This is a genomic window from Ursidibacter sp. B-7004-1, from assembly GCF_053654055.1.
Genome location: NZ_JBSIUP010000007.1, coordinates 1 through 16,032, shown reverse-complemented (window position 1 = coordinate 16,032; position 16,032 = coordinate 1). Strand labels below are relative to the sequence as shown.

At 38.3% G+C, this 16,032-nt stretch carries 16 protein-coding genes; 12 read left to right on the top strand and 4 right to left on the bottom strand.

From position 1 onward, the window contains the following. Positions 1–182 precede the first annotated feature (182 nt). From nagB to cgtA, 7 genes are all read left to right on the top strand, one after another. The gene (gene nagB / locus ACWIW0_RS03490) at positions 183–977 is read left to right on the top strand and encodes a glucosamine-6-phosphate deaminase (RefSeq protein ID WP_454447245.1); all 795 of its coding nucleotides are present in this window, start codon (positions 183–185) and stop codon (positions 975–977) included. Between the two features lie 8 nt (positions 978–985). After that, positions 986–2,128, top strand: a complete 1,143-nt coding sequence (gene nagA, locus ACWIW0_RS03485; protein ID WP_454452218.1) for an N-acetylglucosamine-6-phosphate deacetylase — start codon at positions 986–988, stop codon at positions 2,126–2,128. A 267-nt stretch (positions 2,129–2,395) separates the two neighbouring features. Further along, complete coding sequence (gene rplU / locus ACWIW0_RS03480) at positions 2,396–2,707, top strand: 50S ribosomal protein L21 (RefSeq protein WP_157395256.1); 312 nt, start codon at positions 2,396–2,398, stop codon at positions 2,705–2,707. 20 nt (positions 2,708–2,727) lie between these two features. After that, the gene (rpmA, locus tag ACWIW0_RS03475; protein ID WP_157395255.1) at positions 2,728–2,985 is read left to right on the top strand and encodes a 50S ribosomal protein L27; all 258 of its coding nucleotides are present in this window, start codon (positions 2,728–2,730) and stop codon (positions 2,983–2,985) included. A gap of 63 nt (positions 2,986–3,048) precedes the next feature. After that, on the top strand, positions 3,049–3,987 hold the full coding sequence (locus tag ACWIW0_RS03470; RefSeq protein WP_454452217.1) for a DMT family transporter: 939 nt from the start codon (positions 3,049–3,051) through the stop codon (positions 3,985–3,987). Next, a complete protein-coding gene (locus ACWIW0_RS03465) occupies positions 3,984–4,904 on the top strand; it encodes a DMT family transporter (protein WP_454452216.1) in 921 nt (306 codons plus the stop codon). Before ACWIW0_RS03470 ends, ACWIW0_RS03465 begins: the two co-directional genes overlap by 4 nt. A gap of 58 nt (positions 4,905–4,962) precedes the next feature. Then, entirely contained in the window at positions 4,963–6,138 is a 1,176-nt protein-coding gene (gene cgtA, locus ACWIW0_RS03460; protein ID WP_454452215.1) for an Obg family GTPase CgtA, read from the top strand. A gap of 88 nt (positions 6,139–6,226) precedes the next feature. Here cgtA and xerC read toward each other — a convergent pair whose 3' ends face one another. The 4 genes from xerC to fhuF form a co-directional block, all read right to left on the bottom strand. Beyond that, complete coding sequence (gene xerC, locus ACWIW0_RS03455; RefSeq protein ID WP_454452214.1) at positions 6,227–7,129, bottom strand: tyrosine recombinase XerC; 903 nt, start codon at positions 7,127–7,129, stop codon at positions 6,227–6,229. Between the two features lie 130 nt (positions 7,130–7,259). Next, positions 7,260–7,790: a heme utilization protein HutZ gene (hutZ, locus tag ACWIW0_RS03450; RefSeq protein WP_454452213.1), complete on the bottom strand. Its 531-nt coding sequence runs from the start codon at positions 7,788–7,790 to the stop codon at positions 7,260–7,262. An 11-nt stretch (positions 7,791–7,801) separates the two neighbouring features. Continuing rightward, a complete protein-coding gene (gene hutX, locus ACWIW0_RS03445; protein ID WP_157395078.1) occupies positions 7,802–8,296 on the bottom strand; it encodes a heme utilization cystosolic carrier protein HutX in 495 nt (164 codons plus the stop codon). 125 nt (positions 8,297–8,421) lie between these two features. Then, positions 8,422–9,216, bottom strand: coding sequence for a siderophore-iron reductase FhuF (gene fhuF / locus ACWIW0_RS03440; RefSeq protein ID WP_454452212.1), 795 nt, complete (start codon positions 9,214–9,216; stop codon positions 8,422–8,424). 88 nt (positions 9,217–9,304) lie between these two features. On the opposite strand from fhuF, the gene ACWIW0_RS03435 reads away from it, so the two are divergent. The 5 genes from ACWIW0_RS03435 to ACWIW0_RS03415 form a co-directional block, all read left to right on the top strand. Then, positions 9,305–10,069: an ABC transporter ATP-binding protein gene (locus ACWIW0_RS03435; RefSeq protein ID WP_454452211.1), complete on the top strand. Its 765-nt coding sequence runs from the start codon at positions 9,305–9,307 to the stop codon at positions 10,067–10,069. Positions 10,070–10,078: 9 nt separating this feature from the next. Further along, complete coding sequence (locus tag ACWIW0_RS03430) at positions 10,079–10,972, top strand: iron-siderophore ABC transporter substrate-binding protein (RefSeq protein WP_454452210.1); 894 nt, start codon at positions 10,079–10,081, stop codon at positions 10,970–10,972. Continuing rightward, positions 10,966–12,927 carry a Fe(3+)-hydroxamate ABC transporter permease FhuB gene (gene fhuB, locus ACWIW0_RS03425; RefSeq protein WP_454452209.1) on the top strand — a complete coding sequence of 654 codons (1,962 nt, stop codon included), beginning with the start codon at positions 10,966–10,968 and terminating at the stop codon, positions 12,925–12,927. Before ACWIW0_RS03430 ends, fhuB begins: the two co-directional genes overlap by 7 nt. A 29-nt stretch (positions 12,928–12,956) precedes the next feature. Beyond that, positions 12,957–15,068: a TonB-dependent siderophore receptor gene (locus ACWIW0_RS03420; protein WP_454452208.1), complete on the top strand. Its 2,112-nt coding sequence runs from the start codon at positions 12,957–12,959 to the stop codon at positions 15,066–15,068. Between the two features lie 73 nt (positions 15,069–15,141). Beyond that, a partial coding sequence (locus ACWIW0_RS03415; protein WP_454452272.1) for an IS256 family transposase, variant Zn-binding type occupies positions 15,142–16,032 on the top strand: 891 nt, incomplete at its 3' end.

The following is a 16,032-nucleotide window of genomic DNA, read 5'->3' as shown; positions in this document are numbered from 1 at the left end:
TAAATGTAAAAAACAACATATCTTAAAAATAATGGTCTAGCTTTTTTTAAGCTGGGTAATCACAAATAAAATTGTGATCTTATTCAAATTTTAGGTGAAAATTATTACAAATGAAGTGTATTTTCTCTTATAATATAAAAATTGAAGTTTTATTTCAAAAATGGTTTGTTTAGGAGATTATTATGCGTTTAGTACCTTTGGAATGTGCAGACCAAGTAAGTCAATGGACTGCTCGTTATATCGTAAATAAGATCAATGCGTTTCAACCAACGGCAGAAAAGCCATTTGTGCTGGGCTTGCCAACAGGGGGAACGCCACAAAAAACCTATAAAGAGTTAATTAAGCTCTATCAAGCAGGAGAAGTAAGCTTTAAGAATGTGGTTACCTTCAATATGGACGAATATGTCGGCTTACCGAAAGATCACCCCGAAAGCTATCACACTTTTATGCACGAGAATTTGTTCAATCATATTGATATTCAACCACAAAATATCAACTTATTAGACGGTATGGCTGAAGATGTTGATGCAGAATGTGCTCGTTATGAAGAGAAGATCCGTTCTTATGGCAAGATTCACCTATTTATGGGTGGTGTTGGTGTTGATGGGCATATTGCATTTAATGAGCCAGCCTCATCGTTAAGTTCTCGTACTCGTATTAAAACCTTAACGGAAGATACTTTAATTGCCAATTCTCGTTTCTTTAATAATGATGTAAATCAAGTCCCAAAATTTGCTTTAACAGTGGGTGTTGGCACATTATTAGATGCAGAAGAAGTGTTAATTTTAGTTACAGGACATAATAAAGCACTTGCTCTGCAAGCTTGTGTGGAAGGCCCTGTCAATCATTTATGGACAATCAGTGCGTTACAATTACATCGTCGTGCAATCGTAGTATGTGATGAGCCTGCAACGCAAGAGCTTAAAGTTAAAACAGTTAAATATTTCAAACAGCTAGAGCAAAATGTTGCTCGCTAGGAGCGAAAATGAGTCATTATGCACTGACAAATTGTGTAATTTACACTGGCAATGATGTTCTTTATCAACACGCTGTGATTGTTAAAGATGATAAGATTGATGTTATTGTTCATCAGCAAGAGTTACCGAAAGAGCTTGATAAAATTGATCTTAACGGGGCAAATTTATCTGCTGGTTTTATTGATTTACAATTAAATGGCTGTGGTGGCGTGATGTTTAATGAGGATATTAGTGTTCGTACGCTTGAGATTATGCAAGAAACGAACCTAAAATCAGGAACAACAAGCTACTTACCAACCTTTATTACATCACCCGATGAAGGTATGAAACAAGCTGTACAAGTAATGCGTGATTATTTAGCAAAATATAAAAATCAGGCATTGGGTTTGCATTTAGAAGGGCCTTACTTAAGTGTAGCGAAAAAAGGAGTGCATCGCCCTGAATATATTCGTGAAGCAAGCGGTGAGATGATCGATTTTCTTTGCAATAACGGTGATGTGATTACTAAATTAACTTTAGCTGCAGAAAATGGTACTGCTGATCATATTCAGAAATTTGTAGATGCTGGGATTATCGTATCTATTGGGCATTCAAATGCTACTTATGAGCAAGCTAAACAGCGTATCGAACAAGGTATTTCATTTGCAACGCATTTACATAATGCAATGTCGCCTATTAGTTCTGGTCGTGAAGGTGGCGTTGTAGGGGCAGTGTTAGATAGCGATATTTATACAGGCATTATTGTTGATGGCTTACACGTTGATTGGAGTAATGTACGCATTGCGAAAAAAGCAAAAGGCGATAAGCTGATTATTGTTACTGATGCAGTTGCCCCAGCAGGAGCAAATATCGATCATTTCATTTTTGTCGGTAAAAAAGTGCTGTATAAAGATGGCAAATGTATTGATGAGTTTGGTAGCTTAGGCGGTGCCGCCATTACAATGATTGAGTCCATTCGTAATGTTATTCAACATACTGATATTTCACTTGAAGAAGCGATCCGTATGTGTACACTATATCCTGCTAAAGCGATCCACGTTGATGATCATTTAGGATCGATTGAAGTAGGTAAAATTGCTAACCTTGCAGTATTCGACAATCAATTCAATGTGTTAGGCACAGCTGTAAATGGAGAGTGGAAAGCTCATTAACGCTTTCTTTCATCTTTTCAAAAAAGAAATAAGAATAGAAGATCTAACGATCCTGATAAATTCAGGAGGTTAGATCTTTTTAATTTATTTATCTATTTATAAAAAACACTGTAACTTGGTGTTGAACAAAATTTTTACAAGAAAATCGGTTTTTTATGAAATTGATGCTTGCTCTATGATGAGTTTTTGCGTAGAATTGCAAACCTATTTTATATGAATTTGAGAGTGCTAAACGCAAAGCGAAAGGCACTATTTAGCGGAGTAAATATGTACGCAGTTTTCCAAAGTGGCGGCAAACAACACCGAGTAAGCGAAGGTCAAGTTGTTCGTTTAGAGAAACTTGAAGTTGCAACTGGTGAAAAAGTTGAGTTCGACTCAGTGTTAATGGTCGTTAACGGTGAAGATGTTAAAATTGGTACCCCAGTTGTTGCTGGTGGTAAAGTAGTAGCTGAAGTTGTTTCACACGGTCGTGGCGATAAAATCCGTATCGTTAAGTTCCGTCGTCGTAAACACAGCCGTAAACAACAAGGTCATCGTCAGTGGTTCACAGAAGTGAAAATCACTGGGATTCAAGCATAATTTCAGAGGAGATCAAGTAGATGGCAACTAAAAAAGCTGGTGGTTCAACTCGTAACGGTCGTGATTCTGAAGCTAAACGCCTTGGTGTTAAACGTTTCGGTGGCGAGTCTGTTTTAGCAGGTAGCATTATCGTTCGTCAACGTGGTACAAAATTCCACGCTGGTACGAATGTAGGTATCGGTAAAGACCATACTTTATTTGCAACTGCAGACGGTAAAGTTAAATTTGAAGTTAAAGGCGAAAAAAGCCGTAAATATGTAAGCATCGTTGCTGAATAATCTTCAAATGAGATTGATGAGAACCTCGCTATATTAGCGGGGTTTTTTATTAAGGGGGCAAAAGTGAATCAGCAACCTGTTTTTGGCTTTTTTTTAGCACTCACTGCAGCAATAATGTGGAGCATTCTACCTATCGCATTACAACCTGTACTGACTGCGATGAATGCTCAAACAATAGTTTGGTTTCGTTTTGTTGTAGCAATGTTTGGCGTATTCTTTATTTTGCTTTTTACAAAAAAATTGCCAAAACCGACCGCTTTTACTGCTAAATATCGCTGGTTTGTATTATTAGGGGTACTTGGGTTAGCCGCAAATTTCTATTTGTATAACCTTTCGCTAAAATATATTCCTGCAACAACTAGCCAAGTACTCAGCCCGCTTTCATCTTTCTCAATGTTATTGAGTAGCATATTCTTCTTTAAAGAACGCTTAGGTATTCATCAGAAACTAGGGTTAGGTTTATTGCTAATTGGTTTACCCCTCTTTTTTAATGACCGATTTGGCGATTTTGTAGAAATGAATAGCTTTTCTCTTGGGGTATTCATCGGTATTAGTGCAAGTTTAATCTGGGTTTGTTACGGACTTGCACAAAAAATGATGCTACAACGTTTTAACTCTCAGCAAATTCTCTTGGCTATTTATGCAGGCTGTACGTTAGTTTTTACCCCTTTTGCGAATGTAGCCCAAACACAGAATTTATCGACCTTTACACTAGGCTGTTTAATTTTTTGTTGCTTGAATACAATTATTGCCTATGGCTGTTATGCTGAAGCTCTAAACCGTTGGGAAGTCGCTAAGGTCAGTATGATAATGCCACAAATACCTATTTTAACGATTATATTTAGCGAAATGGCTTATTGGTTTGATCCTACCCATTTTGCAGAACCTTATTTAAATACACTAAGTTATATTGGAGCAATGTTTGTTGTGCTTGGTGCATTATCGGCGGCAGCTGGGCATAAACTGTTTTATCGCCGCCAGTTAAGGAGAAATTCAGTATGAGCCATAAACCTTTACTCGGTTTTAATCTTGCATTATTAGCGACTGCAACGTGGGGCGGATTACCCATTGCAGCCCAAAAAGCGATTTCTGTTATTGATGCTCAAACATTAGTTTGGTTTCGTTTTATTGTAGCAGCAGTTGGATTGATATTGATTTTAGGTTTTGCAAAAAAATTGCCTAAACTTACCGCTTTCACCCCTAAAATTTTACTGTTAATTATTTTAGGCGTAATTGGGTTAAGTTTATATTTCTTTGGTTCAAGCTACGCTTTACATTTTATTTCACCAACAACTAGCCAGGTTTTATGGCAATTATCCCCTTTTACAATGATGTTATGTAGCGTAGTGATTTTTAAAGAACAATTCGCAGCACATCAAAAAATAGGTTTAGTATTACTGTTAGTTGGGCTAGTCGCATTTTTTAATGATCGACTAGGTGAAATTCTTCAGCTCAACGCTTATGCGATTGGCGTATTGATTGGTGCAATTTCCTCAATGGTTTGGGTTGCCTATGGTATTGCACAAAAATTATTATCAGCAAATTTTAATTCACAACAAATTTTGTTGATGATCTATATCGGGTGTGGCTTGGTAATGACACCTTTTGCTAGCCCAACACAAGTAAATGAAATGAACGGCTGGGTGCTAGGCTGTTTTATTTTTTGTTGTTTAAATACCTTAATTGCCTATGGTGCTTATGCGGAAGCATTAAATCACTGGCAAGCATCGAAAGTTAGTGTGGTAACGGTGTTAATCCCCATTTTTACGATGCTATTTAGCCATTTAGCACATTGGTTATACCCTGATGTTTTTGAACCTCTTGAAATGAATTTATTAAGCTATATCGGTGCAATGATTGTCATTTTTGGAGCAATGTACTCAATTATCGGGCAAAAATTGATTAAAAAGAATAAATAAGCAGAAGACAAGCGGTTAGATACGACTAATCTTTTGCATTCTGTAATTAGGAGAAAAAATGAAGTTTATTGATGAAGCACTTATTCGTGTTGAAGCAGGTGATGGCGGAAATGGCTGTGTGAGCTTTCGCCGAGAAAAATTTATTCCAAAAGGTGGCCCTGATGGCGGTGATGGTGGCGATGGTGGTGATGTTTATCTTATTGCCGATGAAAACCTAAATACACTCATTGACTACCGTTTTGAAAAACGTTTTGCCGCAGGACGTGGCGAAAATGGACGTAGTGCAGGCTGTACTGGGCATCGTGGGAAAGATATTACTTTACGCGTTCCTGTTGGAACACGAGCCATTGATAATGACACACAAGAAGTTATTGGCGATTTAACCCGTCACGGAATGAAAATGTTAGTAGCAAAAGGCGGTTATCACGGTTTGGGAAATACCCGTTTTAAATCTTCTGTAAACCGAGCGCCACGTCAAAAAACGAATGGTACTACTGGTGAGAAACGAGATTTAATGCTTGAATTGATGCTACTTGCAGATGTTGGAATGCTTGGATTACCAAATGCAGGTAAATCAACCTTTATTCGTGCTGTTTCGGCAGCGAAGCCTAAAGTAGCGGATTATCCTTTCACTACCCTAGTACCAAGTTTAGGGGTTGCTCGTGTTGGAGCTGATCGTAGCTTTGTTGTTGCAGATATTCCAGGTTTGATTGAAGGAGCAGCGGAAGGTGCTGGTTTAGGTATTCGTTTCTTAAAACATTTAGAACGCTGTCGAGTGCTGATTCACTTAGTGGATATTATGCCAATTGATGAAAGCGATCCCGCACAAAATATCTCAATTATTGAATCAGAGCTTTATCAATACAGTGAGAAACTTGCGGATAAACCACAATGGTTGGTATTCAATAAAATTGATACCATTGGCGAAGAAGAAGCACGTGAACGAGCAGAAAAAATTGTCGAAGAAATTGGCTGGGAAGGAGATTACTATCTTATTTCTGCTGCAACAGGTGAGAATGTACAAGCCTTAACGCGTGATATTATGGACTTTATTGAAGCCAACCCTCGTATCGAAACAGAAGAAAAAGCACCGGAAGAAGTGGCATTCAAATGGGACGATTATCATCAACAAGCAATGCAAAACCCTATCACTGAAGATGATTGGGACGATTTAGATGATGATGGTTGGACAGAAGAAGATGATGAAGGCGTAGAGTTTATCTATAAACCGTAATTGTTTTGTTAATATGTAGAAGATCAAAGTCTGCTAAACATTTCTACATAAATAAGTAACAAAACCAATATTACAGTGAGTGATTCAATTATTTTTTACGCTTCGCTCTAGGGTGAGCGGAGTCGTAAATTTTAGCAAGATGTTGAAAATCTAAGTGAGTATAGATTTGGGTTGTAGATAAGTTGCTATGTCCGAGAAGTTCTTGAACTGCTCTGAGATCCGAGCTTGCTTCTAACATATGTGTCGCAAATGAATGGCGGAGTTTATGTGGGTGTAAATGAGTGGTTAGCCCTTGTTTCTTTCCCCATTTTTCCATTGCCAGTTGAATGGATCGATGAGATAAACGCCCACCACGTTGATTTAAGAAGACCGCATTATCTTTAGGTTGAAAAGTAATTCTCACCACAAGCCATTTTTGTATTGCTTCAATGGCTTTAGCTCCCATTGGCACAATTCGCTCTTTATTGCGTTTTCCTAACACTCTCACCTCACCGACTTGTAAATCCATATCACCTAAATTTAGCCCTTGTAGCTCAGATAGGCGTAAACCTGAGCTATACATCAGTTCCATCATTGCTAAATCCCGCAAATCAAGCGGTTCGTTACTGTCAATATTTAGCAACTGAGTGATTTGCTCAGCTTCTATATTTTTCGGCAAATGTTTACTAGTTTTCGGGGCTTTAATGCCAATCGCACTATTGCTTTTCAGTTCACCCTTATATACTAAAAAAGCAAGAAATTGTCGGAGTACTACTAGCCTTAGCCCAATACTTTTAGCACTTAACCCTTTTTTATGGCTCTCACTTAATACCCAACGAATAACCGAAACATCAACAGCCTGCCATTCCGTAATCTGTTGGCTAGCTAATAATTCACAAATAGCGGTCAGTTGGCGTTGGTAATTTGCTAATGTGTGTGGACTCGCTTGCTTTTCAATACGGAGAAAATCCCAGTAGGCTTGAGTATGTGTATAAAGTGAATGGCTAGACATTATAAAGAGATATAGTGAACAAAAAATAAGAATAAAATTAAATGGAAAGTAGATTATTGGCAAGTAAAAATGACGGAAAATCTCGCCTTAAAAATAGAATCTCAATATTTTAAGGCGAGTGGTTCAATAATTAACCGTGAGTGCTCTCTTGACGGTGTCCTTCATCTAAGTGAACAAAGCTTACTAAATCATCAGTGCTTACTTGGAAAGCTTTACCAAAACCTTTTACAAATAATCCTTGTTCAGGTTTAAAGCAAAATAGATTAAAGTCTTCCATTTTGGATAAATCAGCTACAATATCTCCGTGACGAGCTTGGAGAGCTGCAACTGCATTTTCCCATTCTGCAGAATGACGAGGTAAAACACGAGCTGTTGCATCAAAAGTTAAACGACGACGGGCATAAATTTCACGACTTTTACTTTCATCATCAATTAACATTAACGATACTTTTGGCACTTCTTGCAAATTACGAGCGTGGCGTGCAATCGTGGAGATTAACACCTGATATTCACCATTATTGATTACAAATGGTGCATAACTTACATTTGGTGTGCCGTCTTTATCTACGGTTGCAAGAACAATCGTTTTAGTTTGTTGTTTGAGTTCTTGGATTTCTGGACCTAAACGGTTTTGTAGTACTTCCTGACGATTGGTTGTCATATTGTCTCCTTTTATTTAAATGATTTGAATAATTCAACTTGTTCTGGGAAGAGTTGGCGTTTTTCATCTCTACCTAAGTAAATTTTAAAGATAGTTTGTCCACTATGTGCAATAAATGCAATGTTATAGCTTTCTTTACCACGGAATGGCAAACTCACGAAGGCAATTTGAGCAATATTATCTAGTTTTAAATGCCCGTGAATTGCTCCTTCATTATCTTTCATATTTAGGTTGTAATAACCACGCCCAATAATTCCACTTGGGAAACGATCTTTTATTTCAAAGATCGAACCTTCCTTTTCAATAATAGTAGTAAAAATTCCCCAATTACTTACCGCTTGTAGAATTTCTTCCGCTCGTTCTGCAGAAAAAACACGCACAAACTCTTCAGGTAATGCTACTAGTACATTACCTTCAGGCGTTTTTAATTTATCTGCAATTTCAAGGGTAATGAGATTTGGATCTTGAGCTAATAATTCAGCAACTTGTTGTTTGAGAGATGACATATATTGGCACTCTTAATGTGTTTGATAGTAATTATCAATTATATTTTTTTTGCCAGAGTATGCAAGAGAAATCCATATTTTGTCTATTAAGTAGGATAAAGAGAGTTATGTTTTGGTACAGTGAGTCATTTATTTAGCCATTTTCTGCACCACTCCGATAATTCTTCATCAGATAGCTTTCTTAGTTTAGGGCAATTTCCGCAATAATCGTTTTTGGGATCTAAATGTGCGTGACAACACACTTTGCGAAAACGCACTGGCTGAGGAAATGGTAGTTGCTGAAAATTTAAGTATTCGACGGCATTATAAAATGGCGACCATTCATATTCGTCCCATTTCTTATTTAAAAGTAATGTCTGATAGGTTGTTGAAATATCAATACCATCAGCTTCTAGCTCTTTTAGACTGAATTCAATCAAATTGGCACAATTATGCCAAAAAATAGATTCATTCAAGCCACTATATGCAGTTAGGCGATTAAAAATTGGCGAGAGAAACTGCTTTAATTGTCGATACGCATTTAGAATATCTTGCTCCGAGTGTATTTGACGTATTGGAGTGTAGCTTAAATTCACAATAAATCCCCGAATCTCACCGCTTTCACTCAAAGATAATGCCGTATGTTGCTCACTCAGTACCAAATGTAAACGATATTTATGTAACAGCCACACCCAATGCATAATGAAACTATTTAACCAGTAGCGTTGCCATATTGAAATGCTCGGCTTTCTAGGCTCTTTTAGGATGGCAGTATAATCAGCAGGTAAGGTATGATGATAAAGTAGCTGGAAAAAGAGAGAATTAGATAAATGTTGAGGTTTATCCGTAAATTCTAGCAATGTTCGACAATGTTGTAGGCGTTCAGAAAACAATTCTTCACGCAATCCATTCAATTCTGTGCAATTAAAAAGTCTGTTCATAAATTAAATAATCGTAAATCACATTCAAATGCTAATTGTTTTTAATTAGAATGGGAACGTTTTTTTATTTATTTTCTCGGAGTTTTTTGTGTTTATTGTTGAAAACGCAACCTTTTCTATACCCAATAGAACCTTGCTACACCCGATTTCATTGCAATTTGAACGTGGGAAAGTTTATGGATTAATTGGACACAATGGCTCAGGGAAATCAACCTTAATCAAGCTACTAGCCAAACAGCAACCTCTCTCCGCAGGTAAAATTCTGGTTGAACAGCAATCCATTGCAGACTACTCTGCCAGAGATTTTGCGAGGAAAGTAGCGTATCTGCCACAGCATTTGCCGAATGCGACTAATCTAACCGCTAAAGAACTCATTGCAATGGGACGTTATGCGTGGAATGGCTTATTTGGTCGTCAATCCGCCGAGGATAAAGCCGCTATTGCTCAAGCCCTAAAGCTCACCCATACAGAAAAATTTGCGGATCAACTTGTTGATGTGCTATCAGGAGGCGAGCGCTCTCGTATTTGGCTGGCGATGTTATTAGCTCAACAGAGCCAATTTTTGCTCCTTGATGAACCCCTTGCAGCACTGGATATTGCTCATCAAGTAGAAGTGATGGAGTTAGTGCATAAGTTAAGCCGAGAACTTAATTTAGGGGTGATTATTGTGATACACGACATTAACCTTGCTTCGCGTTATTGTGATCATCTCGTTGCATTGCATAGCGGTAAACTGCTAGCTCAAGGCAATGCACATCAAATTGTAAATAGTGACGCTTTAAAAGAGATTTATGGAATCCGCTTAAATGTCATTTCCCACCCTGACACCCAACGCCCAGTGAGTTTTTATTAGTATGATAAAATGAGAAAACAAGCGGGTATTTTCTGGCTATTTTTTGCAATATTCTTGAGTTGGAGCAAACCGCTTGTCGCAGACCTATCCACAAAAACCTTTGCGACACTCGATTGGACAGTGGCGGAAACGTTATTGGCTTTAGATACACCTCCAACAGCAATAGGAGACGTAGAAAGTTATAAAGTTTGGGCCGCTAAACCAGCTTTACCCGATAACACCATTGATTTAGGCATTCGCTTACAACCGAATCTTGAACAAATCTATTTACTGTCTAAAAACATTCAAGGGCAATCCTTGCACTTTATCAATAGTTCGTTTTACGCTCAAATGAGTGCAAAATTAGCTCCCTTTGCTCAGGTTAGTATGGTCGATTTCTATCGAGAGGGAAATGCGTGGCAAAACATTGTTCAAGCAACCCAACAAATTGCGGCGTTGATTGATAAACCCGAAAGTGCAGAGCAACTCTTATCTGGCTATTTGCAAAAAATTGAACAGATCAAACCGCTTGTAAAGCCTTTTACACAACGTCCTATTGCCTTAGTGCAATTTATAGATACACGCCATTTACGCATTTATGCCGAAAATAGTTTATTTGGTCAGGTCTTAAGCCAGTTAGGTTTTCAGAATGCGTGGCAAGGTGGGCATAATATTTGGGGATTTGAAGTCATTGAAGTAACACAGTTAGCCAAATTAGCTCAACATTTACGCTTTGTGGTTGTCAAGCCTTACCCAACAAACATTGAGAAATCGCTTGAATACAACACTCTATGGCAACATCTGCCAATGGCGAAAGACCCACTTATTCTGCCTGCTATTTGGACATTCGGTGCGATCCCTTCTGCACAACGATTTGCAGAATCGTTAGCTCACGCGTTGCAGTTTGGAGGGGAAAAATGGTAAATCGTCTTTCGCTCTTTTTTATTGGATTGTTTGTTGCCTTTATCTGCTTGAGTGCCGCCTTACTGCAACTCCAATTGCCAGAAAATCAAAGCCTGACTACGCTTTTCCAGTACAGTGAATCACTCGATATTTTACTGATTCAAAGTTATACCTTGCCTCGCCTAAGTATTGCATTACTTGCAGGTGGTATTCTCGGCTTTGCAAGTTTATTGCTCCAACAGGTGATGAATAATCCATTAGCTTCGGATAATACTCTAGGTATCAGTGCAGGCTCGCAGTTTGCCTTATTCCTAACCGCGATTTTTTTACCTGATCTAGCCATTGGTACTAGCGTAATCGCTTTATTAGGTGCTGGGCTAAGTCTGTTGTTGGTATTAACCTTGGCAATGCGAAAACGCATTTCCCCGTTATTACTTATTTTGGCTGGTCTGGTGGTTAATCTTTATTTTGGATCATTCTCAACTCTAATAATGCTCTTTTTCCCAGAAGAGTCGCGAGGATTAGCCTTATGGAGTGCCGGTTCACTAGTACAGGAAAGCTGGCGAGATTGCTATTATCTCGCATTGCAAGCGGCGCCTTGTTTCATATTTATTGCAATGTTACAGCGTCCATTATCCACACTTTCGTTGAATGAAAGTAATGCACAAAGTCTAGGTGTGCCTGTTGCTCGTTTGCGTTTGATTGGCGTGTTAATTAGTGCTTACTTAATTGCTTGTGTAGTTAGTGCCGTTGGAATGCTTGGCTTTATCGGATTGGCATCGGCTACCTTGGTTCGTCAATTAGGTGTGAGAACATTGAAATATCAGCTTCTCTGTGCAACATTAACAGGAGCTTTGTTACTTTGTGTTACCGATCTGTTACTGCAATTCCTCACTTATTTCAGTGGAATCAATTTGCCAACAGGGGCAGTTACCGCTCTGTTAGGCACTCCGCTGTTACTTTGGTTAATGTTCCGTGCATTGCCAACTGGTCGATTAACTGACCAACAAGAGATAATTTCTCGCACCTTTAAACCAAGCTACTATGGGATATTAAGCTTCGCTTTGATCTTGATGATCGTGATCTCTTTAACTTTAGGTAAGCATTATGCAAGCGGTTGGATTTGGCTAGAATTTAGCAATTTACATCAACCTATTTTTGAGCTTCGTTTACCTCGTATTTTAGTTGCTCTCTCCGTTGGGATATTACTTGCTATTGCAGGTGTATTACTACAACGTTTAACTTTAAATCCAATGGCAAGCCCTGAATTGCTTGGTGTTTCATCAGGTACTTGTATGGGGATTTTGTTGGTGCTTTTCTTATTACCATCTGCAAATACCACACTATTTTGGCTTGTGGGCGTTCTGGGGGCATTATTCGCACTCTTTGTACTGATGGGCATCAACCAACGTAATGGAATGTTACCTGAAAAAATCTTACTGACTGGGATCAGTTTATCTGCTTTGTTTGATAGCTTACAGCGTATCGCCATTGCCAGCGGTAATCCTAAAGCCTTACAACTTATCACACTGACTTCAGGCTCAACACAACAAGCTGAATTAGTATATGCCTTACCCTTATTGCTAGTGACATTAGTGCTACTTACAATCAGTCTATTATTTAGCCGTTGGCTAACATTATTAGGCTTGCAAGCACCAATGGCTCAGGCATTAGGTTTAAATATCACTCGCACGCGTTGGATAATTATTCTATTTAGTGCATTACTTACTGCACTAGCTACATTATTGATTGGTCCACTTAGCTTTATTGGGCTACTTGTGCCACATATCAGCCGTTTTTTAGGGGCAACCAAACCCCAGCAACAAATTATAAGCTCTGCACTACTTGGGGGCTTAATAATGCTGTTTGCTGACTGGCTCGGCAGACAGATCTTATTTCCGAATGAAGTGCCTGCAGGCTTAGTCGCAACACTCATTGGGGGAAGCTATTTCTTATTGATGATAAGAAAAGTGTAAAACAGTAACCGTCTATTAAGGACTTTAAAATGAAAAAAACATTTATCTACTCGGGGATTGCAACGGCTGTTATTTTTGCAATCAATAGTGCTAATGCAAATCAGGCTGCAAATGATACCGCTCAATTAGATGAAGTGAGTGTCGTTGGTGGTTCAATGTACAGAATGGGTGATGTGCCTGTTCATCAAGCTAAATCTGCTGTTGCACTCAATAGAGCAGATCTTGATAAGCAAGATGTGCGTAAAGCGGATGAACTAGGTCGCTATCAAGCTGGTTTTATTAACCAAGCATTTGGTAATGATACCAATACTAACTGGTTCCGTGTACGAGGTGCAGAAGTGAGCCAAGCTGTAGATGGTTTACCTACGTTCAGCTACGGTTTCTTTACCCCTTATGTGGATACTTTCGGTTTAGAAGCCGTTGAGATTACTAAAGGGGCAGATGCAATGACCTTTGGTGCTGCACAGTCTGGTGGTTTAATTAACTACGTTTCAAAACGTCCACATAAAGATCAAGTTGGACAGGGTGAATTTAAAGTAAATATGGGAAATAAAACCCAGTATGGCTTTGGTGCAGACTATACGGGCTCACTCACTTCAGATAATAACTTACGTTATCGCATCGTCACCGCTTATAGTGGCAAAGATGGTGAGTGGGATAATACTAAAAATGAGACATTATATGTTGCTCCAAGTATCGAGTGGGATATTAGCGATAAAACACGTTTGACCCTTTTAACTAACTACCAACACGATAAAGGTGTGCCAAGTTCTAATTTCTTACCACAGGAAGGAACCTTGGTAAAATCGCCAAATGGTTATATTAGCCGTTCAACCAACTTAGGCGATCCAGTAAACGATAAAGAGCGTAACCGTCAATATAGCTTAGGTTATGAATTCCAGCACGATTTCAGCAATGGTTTAATGTTAAATAGTAGCTATCGTTATCACAAAGCGGATAATTTCCATCGTGGATCTTATGCCTACCCATCTGCATACAATGCTGATTGGTCTCCGCGTGCACCAAGTCAAGTAGGATATAGTCTTGCTCGTGGTGTTGTATATAATGATGGTAAATCCATTTCCCATACGTTAGATAATCATATCACTTGGAAATTCGATCAGGCATGGTTCAAAAATACATTAGTAGCAGGAACAGACTATCGCCATCAAAAAGTAGATGCTCGTTATAGTCTATTCGCAACGACAGCAGCAACGAATGTCTTTACCCCAACAGTAGGATATAACCAAGCCCAAGACATCAGTGCCGTACCAAACACCCATATTAAAGCTCGTCAGTTAGGTTTCTACTTACAAAATCAGAGCCGTTTTGCAGATCAACTCGTATTAGGTTTAGGTGTTCGCCACGACCGAGCGAAACAAGATGAGCATACTCGCACACAAAGTGTAAAGAAAAACCATACTTCTTATTCAGCTTCTTTAATGTATGAGGCACCATTTGGAATTAACCCTTACTTTGCATATAGCGAATCTTTCCGTTTGCCAGTAGGATTAAGCGGCGATCAGAAATTATATGATCCAAATACTACTCGCCAATATGAAGTTGGGGTGAAATATCTCCCAACTTGGTTAGATGGGGTAATTAGTGTTGCAGGGTTCCAAGCTAAAGATAAAGGTGCATTGATTGCGAAATTATCTACTACAAATGGGGTATTAACCGAACAAGTAAGCAGTGCAGATCCTATTAGACGTAAAGGTGTGGAAGTACAAGCAGATGTGAATCTAACTCCAAACTGGAATTTGGCAGTTGCCTATACTTACCTTAAAGCTTACACTCAAACAGCTCAAGAAGATGTTCGTTTACCGTTAATGCCGAAAAATACCATTGCAGCTAAAACTGCGTATCGCTTCGAACAAGGAGCATTAAATGGCTTAACCCTTGGAGCAGGTATTCGCTATATTGGTAGTAGCGTAACGTCAAAAGGTTCACTTTACTCTCAAGCGAAAGTGCCATCAGCAACTGTGGTTGATTTAATGGCACAGTACCAATTTAACCAAAACTGGGTAACACAAATTAACGTTGATAATGTTGCAAATCGCCGTTATGTGTCTGGCTGTGATTATTACTGCTATTACGGTGCTGGTAGAAATATCAATGCGTCTGTAAGTTATAAATTCTAAAATAGTAGGTGTAATGGACAAAAATGTGGGAAAAAAGTGTAGTTAGACCTTATACTACAAGCCTTTAACCCACATTTTTGAAAATGAACCAAAAAATTGCCCTTACTGCCAAAATACCGTTATCCATAAACACGGATTGAAAAATAATATTCAACGCTATAAATGTCCTTCCTGTAATAAAACATTTACCCTCCAAAAGAAATTAAATTATAGCGATATTTGGCAAGATTATTCGCAAGGAAAACAAACTTATAAAGAACTCGCCATTAAATATAAATGCTCCGTTAAAACTATTCAGCGATATATTGATAAATCCCCTAAAACAGCCTTAAAACCGCCTATTTCCAGCCATCTAAACATTATTATGGATACCACTTTCTTTGGGCGAGAGTTTGGCGTTTTGGTCATAATGGATAGCTCAAGTGCGAAGGTTGTTTATCATCAAATTGTGAGTACAGAACTCGATGAATATTATCAAAATGCACTGAATAGATTGAGAGAAAAAGGCTATATTATTCAATCAATTACTTGTAATGGTCGTAGAGGATTGCTAAAGGATTTATTCGATACCCCCACTCAAATGTGCCATTTTCATATGGTTGCTATCGTGATGCGGAAATTAAGAAAAAAGCATAAATCCATTGCAGGAAAAGCACTCAAAATACTTGTTAAAACACTGAAAGATAGCCCAAAAAACGAATTTTGTCGCCATTTACATTATTGGTATTTAAAGCACCAAGATTATTTAAATGAACGGTCAGATAAATGTAATGATAGGGGGTATTTTCCTTATAAACATAAAGGTTTAAGAGAGGCTTTATCTAGCCTAAAATATTATGAGAAATATTTATTTACCTTCGAAAAGTATCCTGAGTTAAATATAGAAAAAACGACAAATAGGCTTGAAGGATTATTTAGTGAACTAAAACGAAAATTAAATAATCACAATGGATTAAGCAAAAAA

Coding starts and splice junctions, on each gene's coding strand:
- fhuB (WP_454452209.1), top strand. CDS start 10,966: ATGGTAAATCGTCTTTCGCTCTTTTTTATTGGATTGTTTGTTGCCTTT.
- nagB (WP_454447245.1), top strand. CDS start 183: ATGCGTTTAGTACCTTTGGAATGTGCAGACCAAGTAAGTCAATGGACT.
- rplU (WP_157395256.1), top strand. CDS start 2,396: ATGTACGCAGTTTTCCAAAGTGGCGGCAAACAACACCGAGTAAGCGAA.
- ACWIW0_RS03430 (WP_454452210.1), top strand. CDS start 10,079: ATGAGAAAACAAGCGGGTATTTTCTGGCTATTTTTTGCAATATTCTTG.
- ACWIW0_RS03465 (WP_454452216.1), top strand. CDS start 3,984: ATGAGCCATAAACCTTTACTCGGTTTTAATCTTGCATTATTAGCGACT.
- ACWIW0_RS03420 (WP_454452208.1), top strand. CDS start 12,957: ATGAAAAAAACATTTATCTACTCGGGGATTGCAACGGCTGTTATTTTT.
- nagA (WP_454452218.1), top strand. CDS start 986: ATGAGTCATTATGCACTGACAAATTGTGTAATTTACACTGGCAATGAT.
- xerC (WP_454452214.1), bottom strand. CDS start 7,129: ATGTCTAGCCATTCACTTTATACACATACTCAAGCCTACTGGGATTTT.
- hutX (WP_157395078.1), bottom strand. CDS start 8,296: ATGTCATCTCTCAAACAACAAGTTGCTGAATTATTAGCTCAAGATCCA.
- cgtA (WP_454452215.1), top strand. CDS start 4,963: ATGAAGTTTATTGATGAAGCACTTATTCGTGTTGAAGCAGGTGATGGC.
- rpmA (WP_157395255.1), top strand. CDS start 2,728: ATGGCAACTAAAAAAGCTGGTGGTTCAACTCGTAACGGTCGTGATTCT.
- fhuF (WP_454452212.1), bottom strand. CDS start 9,216: ATGAACAGACTTTTTAATTGCACAGAATTGAATGGATTGCGTGAAGAA.
- hutZ (WP_454452213.1), bottom strand. CDS start 7,790: ATGACAACCAATCGTCAGGAAGTACTACAAAACCGTTTAGGTCCAGAA.